Annotated in this window: 15 protein-coding genes; 12 read left to right on the top strand and 3 right to left on the bottom strand. The window is 46.4% G+C overall.

The genetic code is table 11. The features are described 5' to 3' along the window. Positions 1 to 133 precede the first annotated feature (133 nt). The 7 genes from ACFS25_RS31145 to ACFS25_RS31115 all read left to right on the top strand — a co-directional run bounded on the left by ACFS25_RS31145 (position 134) and on the right by ACFS25_RS31115 (position 11,772). Entirely contained in the window at positions 134 to 3,343 is a 3,210-nt protein-coding gene (locus ACFS25_RS31145) for a TonB-dependent receptor (protein WP_381509029.1), read from the top strand. A gap of 78 nt (positions 3,344 to 3,421) precedes the next feature. Then, positions 3,422 to 4,288 carry a glycerophosphodiester phosphodiesterase gene (locus ACFS25_RS31140; RefSeq protein ID WP_381509027.1) on the top strand — a complete coding sequence of 289 codons (867 nt, stop codon included), beginning with the start codon at positions 3,422 to 3,424 and terminating at the stop codon, positions 4,286 to 4,288. A 221-nt stretch (positions 4,289 to 4,509) separates the two neighbouring features. Then, positions 4,510 to 7,281 (top strand): TonB-dependent receptor, encoded by a 2,772-nt coding sequence (locus ACFS25_RS31135; RefSeq protein ID WP_381509025.1) that lies wholly within the window; start codon positions 4,510 to 4,512, stop codon positions 7,279 to 7,281. Positions 7,282 to 7,306: 25 nt separating this feature from the next. Continuing rightward, the gene (locus tag ACFS25_RS31130) at positions 7,307 to 8,581 is read left to right on the top strand and encodes a right-handed parallel beta-helix repeat-containing protein (protein WP_381509023.1); all 1,275 of its coding nucleotides are present in this window, start codon (positions 7,307 to 7,309) and stop codon (positions 8,579 to 8,581) included. A 68-nt stretch (positions 8,582 to 8,649) separates the two neighbouring features. Next, on the top strand, positions 8,650 to 9,753 hold the full coding sequence (locus ACFS25_RS31125) for a phytase (RefSeq protein WP_381509021.1): 1,104 nt from the start codon (positions 8,650 to 8,652) through the stop codon (positions 9,751 to 9,753). A gap of 399 nt (positions 9,754 to 10,152) precedes the next feature. Beyond that, on the top strand, positions 10,153 to 10,329 hold the full coding sequence (locus ACFS25_RS31120) for a hypothetical protein (RefSeq protein WP_381509020.1): 177 nt from the start codon (positions 10,153 to 10,155) through the stop codon (positions 10,327 to 10,329). A gap of 129 nt (positions 10,330 to 10,458) precedes the next feature. Further along, on the top strand, positions 10,459 to 11,772 hold the full coding sequence (locus tag ACFS25_RS31115) for an esterase-like activity of phytase family protein (protein WP_381509018.1): 1,314 nt from the start codon (positions 10,459 to 10,461) through the stop codon (positions 11,770 to 11,772). A 148-nt stretch (positions 11,773 to 11,920) separates the two neighbouring features. Here the strand turns inward: ACFS25_RS31115 and ACFS25_RS31110 are convergent, their stop codons facing one another. Further along, complete coding sequence (locus tag ACFS25_RS31110; RefSeq protein WP_381509017.1) at positions 11,921 to 13,168, bottom strand: replication initiation protein; 1,248 nt, start codon at positions 13,166 to 13,168, stop codon at positions 11,921 to 11,923. 937 nt (positions 13,169 to 14,105) lie between these two features. On the opposite strand from ACFS25_RS31110, the gene ACFS25_RS31105 reads away from it, so the two are divergent. The 3 genes from ACFS25_RS31105 to ACFS25_RS31095 all read left to right on the top strand — a co-directional run bounded on the left by ACFS25_RS31105 (position 14,106) and on the right by ACFS25_RS31095 (position 17,808). Next, on the top strand, positions 14,106 to 15,068 hold the full coding sequence (locus ACFS25_RS31105; protein WP_381509015.1) for a ParA family protein: 963 nt from the start codon (positions 14,106 to 14,108) through the stop codon (positions 15,066 to 15,068). Between the two features lie 31 nt (positions 15,069 to 15,099). Then, positions 15,100 to 16,053, top strand: coding sequence for a hypothetical protein (locus ACFS25_RS31100; RefSeq protein ID WP_381509013.1), 954 nt, complete (start codon positions 15,100 to 15,102; stop codon positions 16,051 to 16,053). Positions 16,054 to 16,584: 531 nt separating this feature from the next. After that, positions 16,585 to 17,808 carry a tyrosine-type recombinase/integrase gene (locus ACFS25_RS31095; RefSeq protein ID WP_381509011.1) on the top strand — a complete coding sequence of 408 codons (1,224 nt, stop codon included), beginning with the start codon at positions 16,585 to 16,587 and terminating at the stop codon, positions 17,806 to 17,808. 216 nt (positions 17,809 to 18,024) lie between these two features. Here the strand turns inward: ACFS25_RS31095 and ACFS25_RS31090 are convergent, their stop codons facing one another. After that, positions 18,025 to 19,263 carry a BamA/TamA family outer membrane protein gene (locus ACFS25_RS31090; protein ID WP_381509009.1) on the bottom strand — a complete coding sequence of 413 codons (1,239 nt, stop codon included), beginning with the start codon at positions 19,261 to 19,263 and terminating at the stop codon, positions 18,025 to 18,027. Between the two features lie 956 nt (positions 19,264 to 20,219). Beyond that, positions 20,220 to 20,909 carry a hypothetical protein gene (locus ACFS25_RS31085; RefSeq protein ID WP_381509008.1) on the bottom strand — a complete coding sequence of 230 codons (690 nt, stop codon included), beginning with the start codon at positions 20,907 to 20,909 and terminating at the stop codon, positions 20,220 to 20,222. 326 nt (positions 20,910 to 21,235) lie between these two features. Between ACFS25_RS31085 and ACFS25_RS31080 the strand changes: the two genes are divergently transcribed. After that, positions 21,236 to 24,136, top strand: a complete 2,901-nt coding sequence (locus tag ACFS25_RS31080) for a TonB-dependent receptor (RefSeq protein ID WP_381509006.1) — start codon at positions 21,236 to 21,238, stop codon at positions 24,134 to 24,136. Between the two features lie 40 nt (positions 24,137 to 24,176). After that, complete coding sequence (locus ACFS25_RS31075) at positions 24,177 to 25,880, top strand: IPT/TIG domain-containing protein (protein ID WP_381509005.1); 1,704 nt, start codon at positions 24,177 to 24,179, stop codon at positions 25,878 to 25,880. Positions 25,881 to 25,941 lie beyond the last annotated feature (61 nt).

Below are 25,941 nucleotides of genomic sequence, written 5' to 3'. Positions count from 1 at the left end.
TTCCACGTTGATTTACGTCGTCAAAAACTACTTATCTACGTAGAACAATGGTAACAAATTGACAACATTAATTTAACATTAAAGACGAGTAGTTTTATTCTCTTTGCAGCGGGAAATTTTACGACCCTACTGCATGAAAAAACACGTACTTCACCTCATTCTATTTTTTGTTTTTGCTTGTTTCATTATTGACAAGACAAGCGCTCAAACTACTCAAGCTTCTATTTCAGGAATCATATCGGAGAACCAGAAATCGTCACTTCCAGGAGCTACCGTTCAGGTTCGCAACGAGTCAACAGGTTTTACTACCGGAACGGTTACCAATGCCCAGGGAGAGTACTCGTTTAAAGAATTGCCATTGGGCGGTCCATACACCGTTCGCGTTACATTTGTGGGTTTTGGCGACCAGAAAAGAACCGGATATATGCTGAATCAGGGCGACGCCATCCGGGTAAACCTGGCCATGCAGGATAATGGACAGACACTTGAAGTTGTACAGGTGGTAGCTTCTGGCCTGAAAAACAAGACAGAGTATCTGGGTGCGGCTACGACCATATCAGCCCGGTCAATTGCTGCATTACCGGTCAATGGCCGCAATTTTACGTCCTTAACCGATCTGTCGCCATTGAGCAGGGGGACCAACCTATCCGGACAGCTTGGCTCGTCGACGAATTTCACCATCGACGGCACAACCGCCAAGAACCCAACGTCGGCTGGTTCAACGACCAGCCGTAGCGGTGCTCCTTACTCGATTTCCATCGAAGCCGTTCGCGAATTCAAAGTGGTTACCAACCAGTATGATGTTATTTACGGTCGCAGCGGTGGTGGTACCATCAGTGCCGTGACGAAAGCCGGAACGAACAAATTAACCGGTAGCGTTTTTAACTACACACGAGCCAACTGGCTATCGAGCCAGTACGATATTCGGGGCAACGCACGCAAGGTTCCGTTCTCGACCAACCAATTCGGCTTTTCGCTGGGCGGGCCGATCATTAAAGACAAACTGCACTTTTTTCTCGTCTGGGATCACCAGCAGGATTCGCGCCCGTTGATTATCGCCGACGTTCAGACACCTGCCGACGAAAGCCGGTTTCTGGTTACCAGAGCTACCCTGGACCGGTTTGTGGGCATTGCCAGTGCTAAGTACGGCACGGCGAGTACACCCCAGTATGGCACGTTCGGTAAAGTTCGGGGTTCCGATGCTGCCTTTGCCCGTATCGACTGGCAGTTGAACGAAAAGAACCTGCTCACGATTCGCAATAACTATACCAACGACCGCAATAAGCTGGGTCTGGCCGATAACACGGCCATCAACATTTTCGAATCGTACGGGAACGACTTCAACGTGGACAACAGCCTGCTGGCTACGCTGCGCACGTCGCTCAATTCCAAGTTTACGAACGAGTTAAAAGTTCAGCATTTATACACCTATCAGAAAAGCAGCCCCGGCGATCAGCTACCGGCAGCCAACATTCCCCGTAACATCGTCGAAAACGTAGCGTCAACCATCGACGAGGTCAGTCGGTCGACGAACATCCAGATGGGCGGCCACCGATTCGCGCAGGAAGGCTTCACTAATAACGTGATCCAGTTGGTTGACAATCTGTATTATAACACTAACAAAGCGCAGTACACCTTTGGTCTTGACGTGATGTACACTCACGCCAAGTCACTATATGGCAGTGAAGTTAACGGACGTTTCCACTACACGGGAGAAGTTGTCGGTGGCGTTGCTGCTTCGGCCCTGGATAAGTTTGAGCGGCTGCAACCCTACCGGTATTTTCGGGAAGTGCCTTTAGTGGCCGATCCAAGCGTTGTTGGGAACACGCTCAACGCCGGTTTGTATGGCCAGATGAGTACGAAGCTGGCACCGGGTCTTGACATGACCGCCGGTTTGCGGTTCGATTTGGGCGTATATCCGAAAGCGGCCTTCAACCAGGCGGTTTTTGATGACCTGAAATTACGCACCGACAACCAGCTTAAATCATTCGTAGCGCAGCCCCGCTTGCAGTTAACTTGGGACGTTAAGGAACAGCATAAAGATTTCATTCGTTTCGGGGCTGGTGTCTTCGCGTCTGACATCAACAACTACGTAATCATCAATAACCTCACCTTTGACGGTAAACATTACGGGACGGTAGATGTTCGGGCTCCTAACATACCCACTCCGGATTTTGCCGCTTACCGGGCCAACTACGCCAGCATACCTTCACTGGCTGCTTTCCAACTGCCCACCATCAACATGACCGGTGCCGATGCGCGGGTGCCGGTACTGTACAAAGCCAACCTGTCGTATACTCACTACCTCACCGACAAACTAAAAGTTAGTTTGACTGGGTATGCGTCGCTGGCCCGCCATAACTATACGTATGTCGACCGGAATATCGTAGCGGACCCATTTTTCCGGTTAGCCAACGAAGATAATCGGGGCGTTTATGTACCTCTAGCCTCAATGCCTTCCAATGGCGCGAGCGACTGGCAGCAGGGCCGCATCAGCCAGCGACTGGGTCGGGTATTGGAACTGGGTAGCCAGGGCAAAGTCAACCAGTTTGCCGTTGTGCTTGATGGAACCTACCAGTATTTCCGGGATGGTGAAATATCGGCCAGCTTCACTTGGAACGATACGAAAGACAATACCTCCTACAATGGTAACGTAGCCAATACGGCAACCCTAGGGCAGTTAGTAAAAGACGATCCGCGCAACCTGAGCCAGATGACGTATTCCGATAACCAGTTCCGCAATAAATTGGTCATTTATGGTACGCTGCCTTCGTTCCTTGGCATCTCGGTCGGGTTCCGGTATTCGGGTATTGGCGGTACCCGCTATTCGCTGCTGTCAGGTGCCAATAATAATGGTGACTTTGTGGGGACCAATGATCTGGCCTTCGTTTTTGACAGAAACAGTCCGGAGTCAGCCGCCAACATACGGACTGGTTTACAGACCCTGCTGGATAGTCCCACAGCCAGCCAGAGCCTCAAAGATTACATCAATGCGTTTTCGGGCAAGATTGCCCAACGCAACGGGGGGATCAATAGTTTCTACGGAATTGTCGATCTCCGGGCCAGTAAGCGGTTCCAGTTGTTTAAGAAGAGACAGTACCTCGACTTTTCGGTGGATGCTTTCAACGTGGCCAACTTGCTGAACCGGAACAATGGAACAAACCGGTCATTGGGTAGCCAGGCGTTGTATGCGCTGGGTATTCCAGCTTCAGGGGGCAACGCGGCCGTACCCGCTTTTAGTCAGGCAACCCAGCAGTTTAACTACCGCGTAAACGCAACGGGTGCCGTTACGCCATCGGGCGATCCGTTCCAAATTCAGTTAGGTGTACGGTACGGATTTTAAAATTTAATCGCATTTGTAGTGTGGCTGGAACGCCACCGGGCTGGCGTTCCAGCCACACTACAGAAAAAAGATAATCTTATGAAAAACATAGCCATACTAAGTCTGCTCTTCTGCGCCCACATAGTAGCAGCACAACCCAAATTCAACCGAGAAGGCCATCGGGGTGCTAGGGGACTCATGCCTGAGAACACCGTTGCGGCCATGAAAAAAGCGATGGATCTGGGCGTAAATACGCTAGAACTCGATGTGGTCATCTCCAAAGACAAGCAGGTGGTGGTATCGCACGACACCTACATGTCTGCTGACATATCCCTGAAACCAGATGGTAGCCCTGTAACGACTGACGAACAAAAGAAACTCAACTTATATCAGTTGACCTACGCGGAAATAAAAACCTTTGACGTGGGTAGTAAACCGCATCCTCAGTTTGCCCAACAGCAGAAATTCAAGGCATACAAACCGTTGCTTTCTGAACTGATTGATTCGGTAGAAACATACGCAAAATCCAAGGGATTACCCTTGCCAATGTATAATATCGAGATTAAGTCCGCCCCCGCCGGCGATGAAATCGCTCATCCCGAACCTAAGGCGTTTGTCGATCTGGTAATGGCGGTTTGTCAATCCAAAAACCTTGGCAAGCGGCTAACCATACAGTCGTTTGATACGCGTCCGTTGCAGCTAATTCACCAGCAATTTCCCACTATATCACTGTCTTATTTAACAGCAAACGCAAAGACACTGGCCGAAAATATGGCACTCCTAGGCTTCACTCCGCATACATACAGCCCATATTATAAAACAGTAACTGCCGAAACGGTAAAAGCCTGCCACCAGCAGGGTATGTCGATTATCCCCTGGACGGTCAACACCAAGGCCGAAATAGATAGTCTCATTCAGCTGGGTGTAGATGGAATTATTACAGATTTCCCTAACCTGTTTATCTAAGGCCGACGTAAGTAAGATAGGTATATCTAAAAATAGAATTCTGGTTGCTCCACCCATTTTGATTTTATGGGTATTATCCAAATCTGTGAATTAAATTAATAAGAAGATTTTTACGTAAGATCTAATAAACTCATAATAAGGCAGATAAGCCACTTCCCAATAGAAGTGGCTTTTTTTGTGGTGCCGTTAGAAACGGTTATTTCTGGTTTTAGTTCGTCACTATGTATTGCATTTCTATCAGCAAAATATACCTGTTTATTAGCTTACTTTTCGTCTCGCTAGGAGCATTGGGAGGCACTATCCGTGGTCGTGCTATTGATGCCGCTACTGGTCAGCCAATTGTTGGCGCGACGCTGATCATTGAACATACTAAACTCTATGGTATTTCAGGATTAGACGGCTCATATCTAATTAAGAACGTACCCACCGGGTTATACAAAATCCGCATTAGCTACGTGTCATACCGGACAATGAGTCACGACATTGTCATTAAAAGTGACGATCATATTCTTGCGATTGATCTGCCACTGGAAGCAGAAAATGACCGTCAGCTTACCGAAGTGACTATAAAAGCAAAACGCGACGGTTCCAGCGACCATACTGCCCGCGATCTCGAACGAAATGCCTTGCAGGTGACCAACATTGTATCGGGACGAACTATCGAACTCTCACCTGATCTCACGGTAGCTAATGTTATCCAGCGTGTATCCGGAATCTCCATTGAGCGAAACAGTAATGGCGATGGACAGTACGCGATTCTGCGGGGCATGGACAAACGCTATAACTACACGCTCGTTAATGGCGTCAAGATTCCAAGCCCCGATAATCGTTACCGATACGTTCCACTCGATATCTTTCCCGCTGAACTCCTCGACCGATTAGAAGTTTACAAAGCCCTGACACCCAGCATGGAAGGCGACGCTATTGGTGGAGCTATCAACATGGTGATGAAGGACGCACCTGACCGCTTAACGGTACTGGCGAACGTATCGTCGGGCTACAGCGAACTGTTTCTCAATCGGCCCTTCGTAAATTTCGACGCTAAAAATATTAATTCGCAATCGCCCTACGATCAGTATGGCAATCAGTACAGCGCCAAATTTTCGGACTTCAACAAAGCGCCAACGACATACACCAGTCACAATCCACCCCCAAATTTGCTGGGCAGTTTTGCCATTGGCAACCGCTTTTTCAATCGTCGTTTTGGCGTTATGCTGGCCGGGAGTTTACAGAACACATATCGAGGGAGTAACAGCCTGTTTTTTAACGGTGATGTGGTCGATACGTTACGGGGCATAACGCTTACCAAGCAGAGTGAGCGGCAATATTCGGAGCATCAGACTCGATACGGGCTTCATGCTAAGATGGATTTCCGTATCAATGAAAATAATAAAATCCAGTGGTTCAACGCACTCATCAGCCTGGCTAATCAGCAGATTCGCGAAACAAAATCGACTGAATTAGGCATTGGTGGTTTTGACCCGGTATTGGGAAATGCAACCCTTGGCTACGAGACCCGCTCCCGACTGACGAAACAAAAAATATATAACAGCACGCTACAGGGAACGCATCAACTGACGCCCGTTTTCGGTGTAAACTGGTCGGCGGTCTATTCGCTGGCGACCAATGAAGTACCCGACCAGACGTACGTACCATTATTGGGTATCCGCAAAAACTTTGTTGAAACGCGCACAACTGTGCAGGATGGCCAACGTCGATGGGAGCACAACTCCGACACGGATCTGGCGGGGTATCTGAATCTGACACTTAAAACCAGTCTGGCAGGTATGGCCGTAGAATGGATGGCGGGTGGGTTGTATCGCGATAAACAACGGACCAATTTCTACAACAATTACACGCTCCGGCCTACGAATCCTTTTGCGCAGTACGGCGTCGATTTTACCAATTACAACCAGATTTCCTGGAACATACAAAATCCGCTCGGTTCGGTCGCATCGGCGCTGAACTACGACGCGACGGAGAAAACAACATCGGGGTATCTGCAATTTCGCACCACCGACCAACCGCTCGAAGTGACTGGAGGTGTTCGCATCGAGCATACCGACCAGCACTACGCGATGAAATTTCCGATTGGCGAAGACAACCCAACCGGCAGTCAGATTTACACCGATGTGCTGCCGAGTTTGCATTTTCGCTACCGACCCACAGAGAAAACTAACTGGCGACTGTCCTATTTCCGGTCGCTGAACAGACCGGGCTTTTTTGAAATCGTGCCGTACCGAATCGTTAATGAAGAATACCAGGAGCGCGGTAACCCCAACCTAAAACGCGCCATCGCCGATAACGTTGATCTTAGATACGAGTTTTTCCCGCGCCCGCTGGAGCAGTTTATGATCGGTGCGTTTTACAAGCACATTAAAGATCCCATCGAGTACACGCTTCAGAAAGATGCGATTCGGGGACAGGATTTGTACTACGGACCAGGCAATTTCGGGAACGCAACCAATTTCGGTCTGGAGCTTGACGCTATCAAGTACTTTCGGCAGTGGGGAATAAAAGCAAACTACACCTATACGAACTCCAGCATTACAACGCCAAAGTCAAAGCGCATTCGCAATGAACAGGGTGACTTACAGACCATTACCGTAAATCAGACACGGTCGCTCTACGGCCAGTCGGCTCACATAGCAAATCTATCACTGCTCTACAAAGACACTGAACACGGCTGGGATGGTCAACTGGCGGCTAGCTACACGGGGGGACGTATCAATACCGTCTCGCAATTTGTCGACAACGATCTGTACCAGAAAGGCTTCGTACAAATGGACGCTTCGGCTGAAAAGCGCATTGGAAAAGCGTTGCTGCTTTTTGTCAAAGCCAACAATCTACTCAACACACCAACCGAGATTTTTATCAAGAATGTCAGTAGTAAAAACTCCGATGTGCCGAACCAGGATGTATCGGGCAAGACGCTGATTCGACGCGACTTTTACCAACGCTCGTATCTGTTGGGAATACGGTATAAACTTTAAATAAATTACTAACCAATTGATTACCATGAAACAAGTCTTTATTCTGACCGCACTGTCAGCCGCTATGCTGGTAGGTTGTTCGAAGAGCAATGATACCAGCAACGTCGTAACACCAACCCCCGTAACGCCCATTGTGAAAGAAGCCGTGTCGGGCGATGTTTCAGGTGTTTGGGAGAAGGGTAATACCTATAAAATTACGGGTCATTTGCAGGTGCCTGCCAGCCAGTCGTTAGTGATTCAGGAAGGAGTAACAGTCGTTTTTAGTGACTCAACGGTGAAGCCGGAATTTATTATCAAGGGCAATCTGTACGTGATGGGAACGTCGGCCAGCCCCGTAAAATTTACAGTACCCGATACCTGGAAAACAACCGCCAATCAATGGGGCGCACTCTGGGGCGGTATTATTGCCGCACCAACCTGCGCTGAACTGTTGATTGATAATGCCATTCTGGAATATGGAGGAGCCGTAACTACGGAAAGTTCGCCTTCTGTAAAGGCTGGTTTGTATAAAGCCGCTGCGGGCAACCACGTTCCAGCCGTAAATTACTCAAACGTTAATGGGAAATTGGTCATCGTTAACAGCCGGTTAAATAACCAGAACGAAGATGGATTTTACATTGAGGGCGGTAAAGTAATTGTTGCCAATAACAAGATTTACACGCTGGGTGTATCGGGTGGCGATGCCATCAACATCAAATCGGGTGTTCAGGCCGATGTAGCCTTCAATCAGATTTATAGCCCTAATACAAATGCGCTAAAACTCTCGAACACCGGCGACCGCACCCCACAAGCGTATGTTGTTGCGTATAACAATACGCTGTTGAATGCGGGCTGGCGTCGGCCAACGATCAAGGGTGGGTCCATTTGGGTAGAAATTGCGGTTCGGGCTGAGTTGTATAATAACCTGCTGGCCAACGACCGTTTCGGCATCAAGCGCGATCCGAAAAATCCGGAAGATGCCCGCTCAAAAGTGAGCAACAATTTATATTATAACTACACCGCCGAAGGCGTAACAAATTTCCAGCCCTCAACCGAAATTCTGACTGGTACGAATGACGTAATTAGCAAAACGGCTGGCGACAATGACCCGAAATTTGTGAATTATCCGCTCAACACAGACCAGAAAAGTGCAGCCTTCAACACGACCTGGGATTTCCATCTTCAGGCCGGTTCGCCAGCCATTGGCAAAGGCACCACGAGTTTCACACGGCTGTATGCGGATGGCATCTCCTTTGCGAATGGTACGTTGTATAAATCGCCCGCACCGTCAACGACGATCGGTGCCTTGGGGACAAATTAATAGCTGTGTTTCGGGCTGGTTTTAGCTTTTCAAAGCCAGCCCGAATTTCTTTTTTGCTTACACATTTTATGAATTATTTAGTACACGGCGGCTTCCTGATTAACATACTATATCATCAAAGCCTGTTGTTTCGCCTATCAATTTCATTGCCGGTGGTTGCTTGCCTTCTGCTCTTTTCCTGCCAGAGACCAGCCGCTAAAACAGCCGTTGTCCAACCCGTTTTTATTACTGATACCGTTCGACACGACACCGATGACCCGGCCATTTGGATCAATCCGGCAGACCCGACAAAAAGCTTGATTATCGGCACGGACAAAGACGCTGACGGTGCCCTGTATGTATTTGACTTAACGGGTAAAGTGATCGCTGACAAGGTTGTCCGAAATCTGAACCGACCTAACAATGTAGATATCGTATATGGATTGTCGTTAAGCGGAAAACCGACTGATATAGCCATAGTAACAGAGCGTGGCACTTCGCGCATTCGCACATTCCGGTTACCTGACATGGAACCACTTGACACACAGAATCTGGACGTATTTACTGGCGAAGCGAATCGATTGCCAATGGGCATTGCAATTTATAAACGCCCAACGGATGGGGCTATTTTCGCCATTGTTGGCCGAAAAGAAGGTCCAGCAGAGGGATATTTGTGGCAATACCGGCTCGAAGATAACGGCACCGGCCATATTAAAGCGACGGTTGTGCGAAAGTTTGGTACGTGGAGCGGCAAGAAAGAAATCGAATCCATTGCAGTCGATAATGAACTTGGTTACGTGTATTACTCCGACGAAGGCGTTGGCGTACACAAGTACTACGCCGATCCTGAACACGGGAATACGGAACTGGCTTTATTTGCCAAAACGGGTTTTGCCGAAGATCACGAGGGCATTTCTATTTATAAAACTGGTCCTAAAACGGGTTATCTGCTCGTTTCGGACCAGGGAGCTAACCAATTTCATATTTTCCGACGTGAAGGTGAACCCAATAACCCTAATGACTATAAACAGCTGAAAGTAGTGAAAGTAGCCGCTCAGGTGAGTGATGGTTCGGAGGTGACGAACCTGGCACTGGGTAAGCAATTTCCACATGGGTTATTTGTGGTCATGTCAGAAGGGAAAACCTTTCATTACTACCGCTGGGAGGATATTGCCGGAAAAGATCTCAAGTAAAAATAAGGTCGTTGACATTCAGTAAGAACATATGTGTATTATAAAATCAGCTGGCGTATCGAGTTCCAAGTCTTTGTATCGCTTCTAGTTCATGGTATCAATCTGGTCTGGAATTGTACTCTTTCAGGTGACAAAAATTACTGAAAGATCTATTTCATTTCGAGTTAATAGAGAAAGAATAAACAACTGAGTTATGTCAAATAGATATAATATTTATATAGCGATTCGGCTAACTAAAAAGGCCAATTCACGCGATACAGAGTAGGCAATTAACTAACTGTTTTATCCATTAAATAAGCTGTTTTAAGTGGTATGGGACTTGTAATGAAAGTGACTTTAGAGAATATAGCCAGACTGTGGTTTGGGGCTGACACGCCAATTCGACAATACAAAATCGCTATGAATCCGCAGCTATGGGCGGCCTGTCAGCGAGTGAATCAGGGGTTTATCCCGCCCTCCGGCATCTTGAATCAGGAACAGTATCGTAAATCGGACAAGACCGCTTTCGCAAAAGCCGTTCAGGAGACATTGAAGGCTAAAGAAATTATGGTTCAAGAAATTTACGAATGGGCGTAACGAATCAACTAGCCAATCAGGCAGGTTGTAAAACTTAATATAGACGTAACAGGCTAGCCGAATCGATCACACACGCTTAATATGGGGCCATTTATCTTTGTCGGCTAAACCAAATTTTACTCCTACTATATGAGCAGACCATATTTACCTGTTCGACTAGCTCTAATTAGTGTTCTTACTGGCGGATTACTAATGACCGCCTGCGAAGACCATCGCCTACCGGCTATTTCCTATCCAACATTCGCCGAAGCGTCTAACCCTAGCGTATTAGCCACTTCGCCCAACGGCACAGTTATCTACAATGGTGGATTTGGCTCCGCCATTGCCGCCGATCCTCTTGATCCCGCTGTTTTTTATTTACTAACTGACCGTGGACCAAATGCCGCCGGATCAACAGCAAATTCTATTATTTTTGGTAAAGCTGATTTCACCCCCCAGGTCGGCAAATTCCGGGTCGTTGGAAACCAGTTGATCCTTGAGCAAACCATTTTGCTCAAAAATGCAGCAGGTCAGTTACTGACTGGTCTGCCCAATCCTATCGGCCAGGGCAATACGGGTGAAATCGCACTTGATTTAATGGGTCAGACGATTGCGCCCAACGCTGACGGACTTGATTCGGAAGGATTAGTACTGGCTCCTGATGGATCATTTTGGATTAGTGACGAGTACGGCCCCCACATTGTCCATTTTGATGCAACTGGTAAAACGATTGAACGTATCAACCCATTTGGTACTGGTACCGGTGGGCGCACATTGCCAAAGGTATTAGCCCGGCGTCGGCCCAACCGGGGTATGGAAGGGCTGACCATCACACCGGATGGCAAAACACTGGTGGGTTTAATGCAATCCCCTATGTATAATCCGTCTTCAGCAGCGGTATCGGGGTCAACCGTGATTCGCGTTGTGACCTTCGATATTGCTACGGGTGCGACAAAACAGTATGCCTATCTTATGGAAAACGCGAGCCTAACCGGATGTAGCGACATAGCGGCCATTACCAGTACAACATTTTTAGCCTTGGAACGTGACGGCGACTATGGCGGTAGCCCCACAAAGCCTGCGACGTTTAAGCGAATTTACAAATTTGATCTGGCCGGTGCAACAGACATTTCCGACGCGAATAACAGTGATGACGGTAAACTTTTCAGCGGCATGACGGTAGAGCAACTCAAGGACAAAACTGGTTTTCTAAGCGCAGGAGTTGTACCAGTCACTAAAACGCTGATTTTTGATTTATTAACCGGTATTTCGCCAGTCTATCCGCACGATAAAGCTGAAGGGGTTTCCCTGATTGGAACGAATCGACTGGCTATTTCCAATGACGATGATTTTGGGGTAGTCGACAATGGAAAGAATGGCTTCACCGCTAAGATTTTACCGGCTACAGGGAGGGTTGATCTAAATCGAATTTATTTTGTAACCTTACCAACCGCGTTAAAATAAGGCATTACCTAATTACATTTCCTAGTTCATCAATTGCTTTATAAACTTCTTATATTGCAATCAAACGCCCAACTATAGCTAGTTGGGCTTTCTCGTTTTGCACCCAGTATGAGTCTGTATATATACTCCGGATATCAGTAAAATCAACTCAAGCTGGCTCAGTATACACCAAAACTTCTTTACCATCAACTACGTCCATATCATATTCTTCCTGCTCCAGCATCCAATCTAAGTAAGCCTCGAATGAAGCATAAGTAGAAAGATTTTTATCATGTAATGTTCTGAATTGTTCACGCAACACGTCAAGCGGAATAACTTCCACTTTAGGCGTTTTAAGCGTTGGTTTGGGCGAGTGATACGTTAACTGGTCAGCCTGCCAGACTAAAAATTCTTGTTTCAGCTGGTCAGTCATCAATGCCTTGTATATAGCACCGGCTGGTGACTTGATTCGGCCTTTCTTTTTAGCTTCCTGATAATAGTGGATAACAAATCGTAAATAATCCTCCGACAGTAGTCCTTGCTGGTAGCGTACCTTTACTTCGTTGAGTGATTTTAGGCTTATTCCTATTTCGGCCAGAGTTTGCTGAATTCCTTCCGGCAGTTTAATCTCATCCTGTGTGACAACGGCTGGCCGCAACAGATGGAAGAGTAAAGCGCTTACGGCCCTACCCTCTTTAAGCTGCTTGTACTCAAAAGCCATATCTGTCAGGCTGAGTTCATTCTTGGCAATGTCTAAAACGAAACGCTTGAAGTCGGCGAAATTCTGGTAACGCTCCTCCAAATTCAGCGTTTTTTTGAGAGAAGCTAGCTCCAGCTTTATAGAATCATGGTGGAACGCAGCCGATTTGAGCAGCCAATAGAGCCGGTATGAATAAAAACTCCGAAACCCCAACAGGGTTTGAATTTCGGCTACGCTAAAGTTACCCTGAAGTTCCAGAAGGTATGGCTTGACGAAATTATTAAACTGAGCAATAAGGTAACCCGATCCTTCTTTATAGCGACAGGTTGCCATCAGGGGATTACTGACAATTTCCCGTCGTCCCTGCTCATCTCTAGTTTCTACATGAATGACCCGGCTAGCCAATCGGATTACCGCTTCCCGGACCTGAGAGTATGCCTTCCCTCCTATTTTCTCGTCAGGATATAATTCTGAAACGGGAATTCGACAAAGCACAAAATCTTTATCTTTCCGGTCAATTCGTCCTAATAAACAAACAAACAAGCGCGATTCCAGCAGAGACATATCATAGCGCGCCCGAATCAAATCATTGTGCTGGGCAACCATACTATCCTGCCGAATCTGCCGAGTAGTTGCCCGTCGATCCGCTTCTAAAAACTCGGAATCATTACTGAATATCTCAGTTTGAGAATGGGAAGACTTCGTACTTTTAGGCATACGATATCGGTCTTTTTACAAAGCTAAGTAAAGGCGTTAAGTTCGCAAGTTATTCATTAAATCAGTCAACTATTTCCACTACACGAGTCTCCCGATGTCGATAAACAAGCGAATTGCGAGTAAAAACCCGTCAACACGTAAATCACTCGATAACCAATACCTTTTTTGATGCACCTACCAACTGCAAAACCAACCTAACGGTCTCTTTCGATGGGATTTACTTTAAATCAGGTAAGAAAACACCCATTTAGACGGTACTTTCCTCGCAATTCAAAAAGTGTGCAAATCACTGACGGTAAACTACTCGCATTTGTCAATTATTGCTGGCTAACCTTGTAAGCTAACTAGTATGTATTCAATGGCGATAACTCTACAGAAGTGTAATTTACTCATTTTTAAAAGGTCTCCCTGACGGTACTTTCCTCGCAGTAACGGTACTTTCCTCGTAGTTGACGGTACTTTCCTCGCAGTAACGGTACTTTCCTCGCAATTGACGGTACTTTCCTCGCAGTTAAACGGTACTTTCCTCGCAATTGACGGTACTTTCCTCGCAGTTAAACGGTACTTTCCTCGCAATTGACGGTACTTTCCTCGCAATTTGACCCCGTAACATATTGGATTTCAGTGGCTTACGGAGCCTTTAATAGTTAATATAGTTAATATTTAAATGCCAAGCTAATTTTTTTAATAGGCAGGTTTCTTTTAATTTTTTAAAAAAAAGACCTCTTGTAACACACATTCTGCCCGAATAAACTAGGAAATCTGTTTTTCCGTGACGGTACTTTCCTCGTAGTTGGACGGGTATTTCCTCGCAATTGGCAAAAGTAAGCAGGCAGTTCACAACGCTCTTTAATGAAGCAGTATATCTGTAGTCTATATTACTTGACAAACTATGTTATTTGTCCTATTTTTAGGACAAATAACATAGTTTGTCTGTATGATCACTAACGCTGACGTAATAACGTTCTTTCAGCAAAACCCAGCCTTATCCGCTTCTGTGATTGAACAGGAAGCAGGTATTCCGACAACTACCCTTACAAAAGCCCTGACGGGCGACCGAGTTCTGAATGCAAAACATTTGGCATCATTGTATCCAATTCTAAAAAAATATGGGTTTGTTGACACGTCAGCTCGAAAGGCAAAAGTTATTTCTATCGCCAATCATAAAGGTGGCGTTGGTAAGACAACAACGACATTGAATTTGGGGAAGGCTCTATCGTTGTTAGGACACAGGGTGCTACTCATCGATCTGGATTCGCAGGGTAACCTATCGCAAGTACTGGGGATTGAAGAACCTCAAAAGCAAGTCGTTCACGCTTTGTTGAAAAATGAGCCCCTGCCAATTGTGCCAATCAGTGATAACTTCGATTTAGCTCCCAGCGACTTAGAACTTGCCAACGCTGATTTAGAATTGGTACAGGCTGTGGGCGGAGTTAACCAACTCAAGAATGTAATTTCCACTCTACGAGCTCAATATGATTATATTCTTATAGACTGTCCACCCGCACTGAATATATTCACTAATTCGGCTTTAGTGGCATCAACATCCTGCCTGATCACTCTTCAGCCGGAAGCTTCAGCTATGAAAGGAATTAATAACCTCTTTGAACGCATCATGCAAGTGCGAGACCGAATCAACCACGAGTTAACGGTAGAAGGCATCATCTTAACTTTAGTGGATAAACGATTGAACGTGCATAGGGATATGATCAACTACATTCGGGGGGGGGTATTAACGAATTTTACAATTTTCAACGTCGAGATTCGCTTGAATGTTGCTTTAAAGGAATCTCAAATAGCCCAACAGGATATATTTACTTACGCGAAAGATTCAAATGGGGCCAGTGATTACCATAATCTGGCACTAGAATTAACTAGACAAAGTGCTAAACGAGCTTAATCGAAATCGTTCCACTCATATTAACCTCTCCATGACAAAAAAATATCAGGTGGCTCTGGCTGGAAAAACGATGATTAAAGATCAGAGTTTATTGCGGCACGAAGATATCAAGCAGCATATTCGTGTTTTACCCGAGTTAGCTGCTTATATCCCACCATTATTACCTGATGAATACAAACAACTGGAAGAAAATATTAAACAGAATGGCTGTCGGGAAGCACTACTGGTTTGGGAAACGGCAGGCGAGCAAATAGCGAATCTGGATACCACAACCCCAGTATACATTCTCATTGACGGGCACAATCGATATGCCATATGCCAGAAGTATAAGCTGGATTTTAAAGTGTACCTGATGAACTTTTCGTCCATTGAGGAGGTGAAGTTCTTTATGATTGATAATCAGCTGGGTCGACGCAATCTTGCGCCTGAGCAGGTGTCGTATTTGCGAGGGTTACGGTATTTAAAGGAAAAACAGGAAAAGGGCAAATACCTACGGGATGATCAAAAGGGTCAGAGTGACCTTTATGAGAAGGAGTCTGATTTGAAAGAGGTAGAGTCTGAAGGAGAAAGCCGGGAAACTACAGCACATCGTCTAGGTAAGCAATTCAGTGTCAGTGAAAAAACTATAAAACGAGATGGTGCTTATGCTCAGGGTCTGGAACGATTGACGCCTGACTTTAGGCAGGATATCCTATCTGGCAAGATAAAGGTGGATAAGGGCATGGTACAACAACTAGGCCGATCCGAAAAACCTTTAGAACTAATTTCAAATCAAGCCAAACTAGACCGGGTCATTCAACAAGATGAGCCTAAAGGGCAAACCGATAGTAAATCATCTCGGCCTCTATCACCTGATAAAACGGCCAAGTTGAAACAAGAGCTTTATCAATTAGTTAGCCAACTGAATGCGAAAAAAACTAACATAAATCAGTTGTGCAACGAAATAATTGAATGTGCCCGTCAACTGCAACAGCAGGGTAAATAACTTACGTTTATTAAGTTAGATACAGTAGTTTACGGAAATAGGGTGACTGGCTATGCAGAGGTCGTTTTGTGAAATAATGTATCCTAACTCACTCAACAGGTTAGTGAAAATAAATATCGGTCGAATCATATTCATAGTCCCACGTACTGCTAAGTCGCCCATATTTCATAAAGGACATTTTGTCCTTTATGAAATATGGGCGACTTGTTGATTATTACGAATCTTGGAATTGTCTCTAAAGTTAGGTCAATCTGATGAAATAATTCGTTAGTCGAATTTTGCCTTAAATATGCCTACTGACCACTGCCGATGGGCGTGCTTAGAAAATGCATCACGACATTTGCTCACCTTAGATACAGGCGTAGGCTGGACTACATGTGCTCACAATTAGTTCTCCCGGCAATTGGGTTGATTCATACATTGATAGTGTATAGCAGTCAAAAAGGTCTTTTTTCAACAATTCTCGGAAATGAGTATTTCCGAGATGTTGAATTTCTTTATAAATTGTCCCATAAAAATTAGAATCAATCGATGGCAAAGTATTCTTTATCTGCTACCACCGATACGGATGCCGGTGTGGGCATTCAGGCTGCTAGGAGTGTACTCACCCTGACTCAGGTCCTGAACTACTTTGCGGCCTGGCTGCCTAAACCCGGTAACTACCCCCGAATTGTTCGACCATACCTGATCTTTTGCCTGACCAACAAATATACCATTGACCGAATTAGTCTGAGTCTCTTTGCGGCTGCCTTGCCTGCTAACCGGGTTTCCCCCCTACGGAAATTTCTCCTTTTTTATTACACTCAGGGATTACCTCGTCTGATTGTTGATCCACCACATGCATCGACAACCATTCCAGCAGCAAACGAACTAATTCTGGGCTTTCTGCGGGATACGACCACCCTGCGGGGCGATGAGTCCAAAAATACGTATACCAAATCCCTTAATGCTTTTTTTCGCTACCTGACCGATGAACAGTTGATGGGAAAGCAAGCCTCCTTCAATGGACATACAGTAGGGCGATACGTCGAATGGCTCAAAAAAGAAGGCCTATCGGCTTTTACTGTTAATGTTCGGCTTTCGGCCATCAAACAATTAGCTACTTGGATAATCAAAAACCGGACGCCAGTTGGTTTGTCGACTGATCAGGCGGATGCCTTGCGGGACGTGGCCGCCGTGCGGGGACTCACTACCGAACGTAAGTTTTATAAAGACAGTTTACAACGCGACGAACGCGACGAGTTACTCCATGCTATTGAGGATTCTGCCGACCGGGCTCTGGTGGCTCTTTTAGTGATAGAAGGATTACGGACCGTTGAGGTGACCAGGTTGAGGGTAGGGGATATCGATTTTGAGCGGAAACGATTATGGGTCAAAGGAAAAGGGAAAGATACACGAAAAGATGTTCACCTGTTTGATACCTGCGCACAGGCCCTGAAGACTTATTTACAAGATGAAAGGTACTGGCCGCTCCCGGCACATGCGGGTAAGGCATTATGGGCTGATCTGAAAACGTATCAAATCCGGTACCGGGTTGATAAGTACCTGCGAAAACTGGACCTCAAACGCCCACGGCTATCGGCCCATAGTCTGCGGCATACAACGGGTCAGTTGTTGATTCAGGCTGGTATAGAACCGGTGCACGTGCAGCGGCATTTACGTCATGAATTATTTGAAACGACGCAGTTTTATATCAAAAAACAGACTGAACAGGATTATTATGTAAAGCTAACCGAGCCCATTTCAATCAAGTAAGGCTAAAATTCGTCACTCACCTACCTATAAAACACTGTACCATTGGTTGGTCCGTTTCTTAAAACAGGCAGAGAACTTTTGCCCTACACGCTATCCGTTATAATCATTCGGCAGTTAATTAGTTTTAGTTGCTGAATTTGTTTCTTCTCCTTTTATCTTCGTTCTGCGACTACCTTTGTCCACTTTCATTTGACAATACACTACTAATAGTATAGGCTAAAATACTTCTCCCAGCGTCAGATTAACGCTTGAATAATCCCGGCTAAGGCCGTAGTTTAGCCCAATGTTGGTTCCCGACCGTTTATTCATTTTAATGCGTATCCCAGCTCCTGCTGCGGGATTCCATGTAAGCAAATAGGTGCTATTAGGACCACTCACCGTGTTCGCATTGGCAAATAGTACAAAGCCAAAAAAGCCATCATTTGTCAGATCACGTCGATATTCGGCTTCCAAATACAAAAGGTTCCGGCCCCTGTATCGGTTTTGATCAAACCCTCTTCCAGAACGGTTATAATCTTCCCATCCCAGACTGGGAAGATCAAGGTAGGGTACATCTTTATCAAAAACTTTCCACACGTAGCACCACAACGCCAACATATTTTGTTTTTGAGCACTGACATCAAAACGGATATACCGGCGAAGATCAATGTAGATTGACTGCCATAACTGGTTGTTTCCTAAAAAGTGGGGATTAACTCGGTACTGTAAACTAGCATAAAGGCCGTCCCAGGGGTTAAGTGAGTTGTTGCGTGTGTCGAAAAGCATATTCAGGCTCACACCCGATGAAAAGCTGTTTGAAGCCTGTGCCGTTCCAACAGTGTAGTTTGTATACTCCTGTAAAAGGGGTTCGGGGGAATCTGTATGAATATTAATTCTGTAATCAACGTGATACCCTACACCGGCGAAAAAGCCTTTAGAAAAGCGTCTTAAGGCTTGCTGATAGAGACGTAGGTAAGAATAATTCACCAGCAGTTTGCCCCCCTCGTTATATTGCCGACCCAAGCCCCAAGTGTATTGCGGGTAGACCATCAACCGGGTGTCACCACTAATAACCCAACGATTTTGATCCAACCAGATATAAGAGCGAATTGGGAGCCCAAAGCGTTGTTTGAGATTCCAATACGGCGTGAAAGTCACTTTTGACATGTAGGTATCCCTTCTGTTACCAAGATAAAAACCAGCCGTAGTTGACGTTACCAGAGCCGTTCCACCACCTGGCACCTGCGTAGAGAAAGGCAACACTGAAAAATAAATTGTTTTACCATCAGTGGCTTGAGGTTTGCTGATTGACGTACGAAACAGTTTCTTCCCAACATCAATCAGGTCGAACAGTTTACTGGTATCAGCCTTTACTGTCGAATCTCTTTCCAGTACGTTTCCCGGTCTTTGGGCATAGATGTCACTTATGCAAAACAAAAAGCTGCTCAGTAGATAAGATAGCGTGCGTCTATTCACATCACAAATTTCGGTAAAAGAATAGAATAACTAAAATACGGATGCTACCGAAAATCGTAACTGAAATCCAGTGTGAACATCTATCTCGATTACTTATGGCTAAAAAAGGAAACGTAGCACGGGCGTGCGGTCGTAAATTCCAGGCTTTCAACTCCAAGCCTACTTTCCCAATAAAAGGTGGTTAAGGGCTTACTCACACCAATCCTCATAATAGCCCCCAAGTTCAAGTAGCGCATATAAAGTTGCTCGTAAAAGGGTCGTTTCTGTACCTTCATTCAGAAGTAAGAGAGTACTTTCGCTCTCCTGATACAAGCTAAACACGTCGCTAGAGTCAACTGAGTTGGCTAGCAACCACTTGTTGGTCAAGTAACTGGCTTGAATCCCTGTATTCTGACGAACTCGTTCGATAATTACGGGGATAGAAGGCGGAGAACCCTCAAAACACACTTCCCGACTGTATACCATCCTGTCTGCCCGTTTATCTATTGTGTCCCTAACTTCGATAATTTAAGACTACTGATAAGATCAAATAAGCGGAATGCCTCTTTGTGGTTGGGGAATGCCGTTATTTTCCTTTTAAAGGCTACCCATTATTGGGGCCTAATGCAGGTTCTGCGGGCGTTTGGCGAGTTATTGAGACAATTAGAAAACTGTTCTAACAACCGACTCACGACTAGCCTCCGGCTGTCAATGCCCTTGCCAGTATAGATGTCTAATTTAGTTGTAAAGGGGTGAAAACCAGTAAAAAAGGTAAACGATATCAGATTTGTAGCGTATATATCCTTATGTCATTTGTCTATAAAACTATTACTAACAAGAATCAATGTAATTGGTACGCAGATAATTCTCTAGTGTACAAACAAATGGCCACCAAACTTTATGTATTCTCAGAAATGAACGTGGGAATTTAATTTCTCTCCACTTGATTTACTGAATCTCTATTATCAACTTTCACTCTATAAAGATAACTTGGTTACTCGTCTGGCTTCTCGTCTATAGATGAGCATTCGACCACGGGCTGCGCCAATAGCCTGATCAAGTTGTCGATGTAAAAGAAGTTGGGTTAGCTGGATTTCTCGCAGGGTTTCAGCGAATTGCCTACCTTGACCAGCCAAGGTATTGAACTGACCAGCCTGCTCCTGTAACTCGGCTAGCGTACATCGTATGCGATTCGGCGTGAAGTGGACGATCTGTAAGAGATCAATTAACCAACCAAAATACTCCCCCAAAAGGGCATACGAATCTTCATACAAGCGTACTTCTTTGGGGAAGGCGGGGTTTTTCCGGCTGACAGGAAAGGTAGGCAGCAGTAAACGCTGAATCTTCTGGCAGAGGATTTTTAGTAGATCATTCGCTACTGTCCCATCTCTAAATTGACAGATAATATCTTTCCACAATGGATCCATTAACGGCTTAATAGCCTTGTCGTTCCCATTGGCTAACCCCCTCCGCGTTTCGGCCAGTACCCAGTACAAATCAACCTGTCGATCAAACTGCTGAGAAGTAACCTCGATCTGCTCAATGAGTGTTTGTAATCTTGCCGCTTCCGGAGCTGGATCAGTACCCGTTAGGCTGGCCCTACGGACCAGTTCATCCCGCAGACCAAGGGCCTTTGTGAGTTTTTTAGTTTGGGTATTTTCATACATGAGTATACATAAACTGATTGTTCAATGGCCGGGCCACTCGATAAAGAGTTGTCAAATGAACCGGTAGCCTGGTTGTCGAAAAAGTAATAGCTTGGACCAAGTCCCATCTATTTCACCATCTTAACATCCCGGTCATAAACTACAAGAAGCCAAAACATGACCATTTTCATACAAGTGGCTATTTTACCATAGTATCTGGATTTGCAAAGTAACAATAACCTGGTTTATATTAAAAAGGGATTAATAGAACCATAATACTGAGGTAATACTGGGGTAACATCGGCCCGGTAGTTTTGCGGTGCGAAAGCGACACCCCAATTACCACTATGAATCGGAATATTTTATCACTCTTTTTATTTTTAAGTTTCTTTACAGTCTTTGCCCGCAACGAGGCTCCTCTGGGCACGGTTCGCGGCACCATCCGGGACGAGAAAACAAAGGAAGTCCTCATTGGTTGCACGGTCCGCATTGACGGCACACAACTGGGCGTAACTACTGACGTTGATGGCAATTTTACAATTGCCAATGTACCTGCCGGAACGCAGAAAATTGTTATCTCCTACATCTCTTATAAAACGAAGGAAATTCCGAATGTGCGCGTCGAATCGGGCAACACAACCGTCGTTGAAACAGAATTAACCGTTGAGGGGCAGGCCCTTCAGGAAGTGGTTGTTCGGGGCAACCGGGCTACCAATACCGAGATTGCTGTCATCACGGAAATTAAACAACTCAAGCCGATTGCTGTGGGTATTTCGGCGCAGCAGATTCAGAAATCTCAGGACCGGGATGCAGCCGCAGCCATCCGCCGGGTACCTGGAGTGAGTATTGTTGATAATCGATTTGTGCTCATTCGCGGGCTGGCAGCCCGGTATAACTCGGTGCTGATAAACGATGTCATTACGCCTTCTACAGAGGTCGATACCCGCTCGTTCTCGTTTGATCTGGTACCCAGCAATATTATTGATCGGATGATTGTCTATAAGTCAGGATCGGCTGATTTGCCCGGCGATTTTGCCGGTGGGGTTATTAAAATTTATACTAAACGGCGACCCGAGCAAAACTTTCTGGATGCAGGCTTAACATTTGGCTACCGCAACAACACCACCTTTCAAAACGTGCAGACCCAAGCTAGTTCGGGCCTGAATTCAATCGGTCTTTGGAATGCCAGCCAACAGGTTCCCACTAGTTTTCCGGCTACCTCAGCCGCCTTCAACGCATTGAATCCGTTGCAACGAGCTGCCTATGCCCGTTTATTACCGAACACCTGGGGTCTTCAACAGGCCACGGTATCTCCTGACATACGCTTTGCGTTGAATATGGGCCGTCGGTTTGACGTGGGTAATGTTCGCATCAGCAATCTGACGAGTATCAACTATGCAACGACAAATCAATTCTCAAACATTGACCTGAAATTGTACGATAACGGCACTATCGCCAATGCCGTTACGCAGCAATATAATGATGTTAACTACGCCCGTCAGACCCGCCTGGGAATACTTCACAACTGGTCGGCACGGTTCTCTCCAGCCTTTACCTTAGAATGGAAAACGCTGTATAATCAACTTAGCACTACTGAGACTGTTATTCGAACAGGGGCTCAGGTGGCCGATGGCTACGACGTGCGAAGTTATTCGGAACGGTTTGAGAACCGCAGTATTTTGACTACGCAACTAGCCGGAGAACATACCATAAGTCCCCTGACAAAAATTAACTGGGTAGGCAGCTTTGGCTACACTGGCCGCTGGGAGCCTGATTGGAAACGGGCGCGTTACCTGAGAGCAACTGGTGCAACCGGATCGGATGGTCAGCCAGCTCCGTTTTTGCTCGCCACGCCAAACGATCCAACGCCGACAGAGGTAGGCCGATTCAACTCGAAACTGCACGAGTACGTCATCTCGGCCATTGTCAATGGTGAACATACTTTTGGCAACCCAACAGATCGGGAACCCAACAAAATTCGCTTCGGTGTCTATACCGAACAGAAAAATCGAGATTATTCTGCCCATTTCTACGGCTATCAGGCCGTAGGGGGTGCCTCGGCGGCCAAGCAACGGGATATAGCCACCATATTTGCGCCTGAAAATGTAACGGGTTCTGATGGGAGTTTCTCGCTGCTCGATGGGACGCGTGACCGGGATGCTTACAAGGGTATCAATACGTACCTCGCAGGCTACGTGAGTGGCGACGTGTATTTCGGACCAAACGCGAGCCTAACGCTTGGTTTCCGGGGTGAGTACAACGACCAGGGTATCAAATCGAATGTAAATGGGGTTGAAACCCGCCTGGTGACCAACAAAATATTCAGTCCGCTGCCGTCACTCAATTTTACCTACAAACTGAGCGAAAAGACAAACCTACGCTTTGCGTACTCCTCAACTGTTAACCGACCCGAGTTTCGGGAGTTAGCGCCGTTTAACTACTACGACTTCAATCTGCTGGCCGATATTCAGGGTAACACAACTCTAACGACGGCCAAAATTCAGAACCTGGATGCCAAGTGGGAATTTTATCCAAGTGCGAATGAACTGATCTCCGTAACGGGGTTCTACAAACACTTTACGAATCCGATAGAATCATACCTGCTGTTCCAGGGGAACGGTCTAGCCTATACGTTTACTAACGCCCAATCGGCGCAGAACTACGGCGTTGAGATCGAACTACGCAAAGGCTTCCAGAACTCAGCCAGTGCATTCCTGCAAAATCTGTCGGTGGTTGGTAATGTATCGCTGATTAAAAGCCAGGTCAACGTCGGCGACTTTGTAAAAGCACCGGATTTAAGTGGTACAATTCAGCAATACGATATCCGCGGCATCGCCGATACCAAACGGGCACTGGCGGGTCAATCGCCATACCTCATTAACGCTGGTGTTTATTACGCGGCTCCCAACTCAGGCTGGCAGTGGAACATACTCTACAACATTTACGGGCAGCGAATCTTTACAGTAGGCAACAGCCAGAATCCAACTGTTTACGAACTGCCCCGTAACGTGATTGATCTAAACCTGACTAAACAATTCAGCAAGAAAATTGAAGTCCGTGTGGGCATCCAGGATCTGTTGAACCAAGCCGTTCGGTTTGCACAGGATTTCAACCACGATGGTAAAATAGGCAGCGATGTGACATCCCAAACGGCTGGTGCCGATCAGATGGTGCGCAAGTTTAAGCGTGGCAGCTATTTCACCGCCAGTGCGATTTACACCTTCGGTCGCCGAACGGTCATTCCTTAAGTACACCAATTCCAATATTACCCAATTCAAACACAACCCAATGTTTATGCAATTTTCTCAATCGGCTCGTCGGGCCTCGCCAGGCAGGACCTGGATTCCCGTAGTAGCGTTGGTACTCGGTTTATTTATAGCCGTTTCATCCTGTAAAAATAATGACACGCCTGGTCCGGTACTGAGCATCCTTAGCTTTACCCCGTCGTCCGCACCGGTTGGTACACCCATCGTAATTACGGGTACCGCGTTTAATGCTACCCCTGCCAGTAATACAGTAACCTTTGGAGGTGTAGCGGCAACCGTGACGGGGGCTTCTACCACCTCACTAACCGTTGTGGTACCTGCGAATGCCGGTACACCTATTGCTGTTACGTCAGGCGGTGCAACGGTCACCAGCTCAACAGCGTTTGCGTTGGGAACTAAGCCGGTTAAGGAAATAACGGGTAATATTACAGCTGACACAAAATGGACGGCTGGTAATGTTTATTACCTGCGTGGTTTTGTGCAGGTAGTAGCACCCGCTACACTAACCATTGAAGCGGGCACAATTATTAGAGGGGGCGGCAAAGAAGTTGACCCAGCGGGTAAACAGCAGGGAGCTACTCTAATTGTTTTACCCGGTGCTAAAATCGTGGCTACTGGTACAGCTAGTGCGCCTATCGTATTCACATCGAACAAAGCCGCTGGCTCGCGTAATTACGGGGACTGGGGTGGTATTGTCATAATGGGCAAAGCGCCTGTCAATCAGCCAGGTGCAACCGGCTTTGAAGGCGGACTTCCAGGCATAGTAGGCACTTATACGGATGTCAATGATAATTCGGGAACGCTACAGTACGTACGTATTGAGTTTGGCGGTATTGCTCTTCTGGCTAATAGCGAAATTAATGGTCTGTCATTATACGGTGTTGGGGCGGGTACAACGCTCGACCACATTCAGGTGTCCTACAGTGGTGACGATTCCTACGAGTGGTTTGGTGGCACGGTCAATGCGAAAAACCTCATTGCTTTCCGGGGTTGGGATGATGATTGGGATACGGACTGGGGCTGGTCTGGTAAGGTGCAGTACGGCCTTTCTTTACGTGACACTGACGTCGCTGACCAATCGGGTTCTAATGGTTTTGAGTCGGATAACTTTAATCCGGGTTTACCTGCTACAGGTGCAAATGCTGGTCTACCTCTGACAGCCGGTGTCTTTGCCAATATGAGCAACTTTGTGTTTAGCGGTACGCCATCAAACGTGCCAACATCTAAGGGTAGTGGCGCGTATCAGTCGGGTATGCATCTTCGCCGGAATACATCGCTGAGTATTTTCAACTCGCTTTTAGTGGGTTATCCTGAAGGATTGCGGTTAGACGCGCCAACGGGTACAACCGGTACGCTCGATAATGCTACGAGCGGAGCCTTGCAATTGCATGGGGTTGTAATAGCCAACATGACCGCTCCGGTGAAGGGTGCCGGTGCGATCACAGATGCGCAGGCTCAAGCCTTCTTTAACACGGCAGCCTACAAAAACCAGATTATTCCAAGTACGGGTGTTGCGGCTTTGCTGCTTAATACGGCCAGCTTTACGCTGACAGCACCAAATTTCTTGCCCCAAACAGGTTCGCCATTACTGACGGGCGCCATCTGGGATGGTAAGGGAGCTGATACCTTCTTCACCAAGGAAACGTTCATTGGTGGCTTCGGTACAACCGACTGGACTAAAGGTTGGGCCAATTGGGATCCCCAAAATGCCAATTACGATAAATAAGTCTTTAATTTATATTGGTGTCGCATTGAAAAGACCAGAGCCTTGCTCTGGTCTTTTTTTT

It is taken from the genome of Spirosoma flavum, from assembly GCF_042686045.1.
Taxonomy (GTDB): domain Bacteria; phylum Bacteroidota; class Bacteroidia; order Cytophagales; family Spirosomataceae; genus Spirosoma; species Spirosoma flavum.
The sequence above is the reverse complement of the archived record's forward strand: the minus strand, read 5'-3'. Positions and strand labels throughout refer to the sequence as shown.

Coding starts and splice junctions, on each gene's coding strand:
- ACFS25_RS31115 (WP_381509018.1), top strand. CDS start 10,459: ATGAGCAGACCATATTTACCTGTTCGACTAGCTCTAATTAGTGTTCTT.
- ACFS25_RS31085 (WP_381509008.1), bottom strand. CDS start 20,909: ATGTATGAAAATACCCAAACTAAAAAACTCACAAAGGCCCTTGGTCTG.
- ACFS25_RS31135 (WP_381509025.1), top strand. CDS start 4,510: ATGTATTGCATTTCTATCAGCAAAATATACCTGTTTATTAGCTTACTT.
- ACFS25_RS31080 (WP_381509006.1), top strand. CDS start 21,236: ATGAATCGGAATATTTTATCACTCTTTTTATTTTTAAGTTTCTTTACA.
- ACFS25_RS31120 (WP_381509020.1), top strand. CDS start 10,153: ATGAATCCGCAGCTATGGGCGGCCTGTCAGCGAGTGAATCAGGGGTTT.
- ACFS25_RS31110 (WP_381509017.1), bottom strand. CDS start 13,168: ATGCCTAAAAGTACGAAGTCTTCCCATTCTCAAACTGAGATATTCAGT.
- ACFS25_RS31095 (WP_381509011.1), top strand. CDS start 16,585: ATGGCAAAGTATTCTTTATCTGCTACCACCGATACGGATGCCGGTGTG.
- ACFS25_RS31145 (WP_381509029.1), top strand. CDS start 134: ATGAAAAAACACGTACTTCACCTCATTCTATTTTTTGTTTTTGCTTGT.
- ACFS25_RS31130 (WP_381509023.1), top strand. CDS start 7,307: ATGAAACAAGTCTTTATTCTGACCGCACTGTCAGCCGCTATGCTGGTA.
- ACFS25_RS31075 (WP_381509005.1), top strand. CDS start 24,177: ATGTTTATGCAATTTTCTCAATCGGCTCGTCGGGCCTCGCCAGGCAGG.
- ACFS25_RS31100 (WP_381509013.1), top strand. CDS start 15,100: ATGACAAAAAAATATCAGGTGGCTCTGGCTGGAAAAACGATGATTAAA.
- ACFS25_RS31105 (WP_381509015.1), top strand. CDS start 14,106: ATGATCACTAACGCTGACGTAATAACGTTCTTTCAGCAAAACCCAGCC.
- ACFS25_RS31140 (WP_381509027.1), top strand. CDS start 3,422: ATGAAAAACATAGCCATACTAAGTCTGCTCTTCTGCGCCCACATAGTA.
- ACFS25_RS31125 (WP_381509021.1), top strand. CDS start 8,650: ATGAATTATTTAGTACACGGCGGCTTCCTGATTAACATACTATATCAT.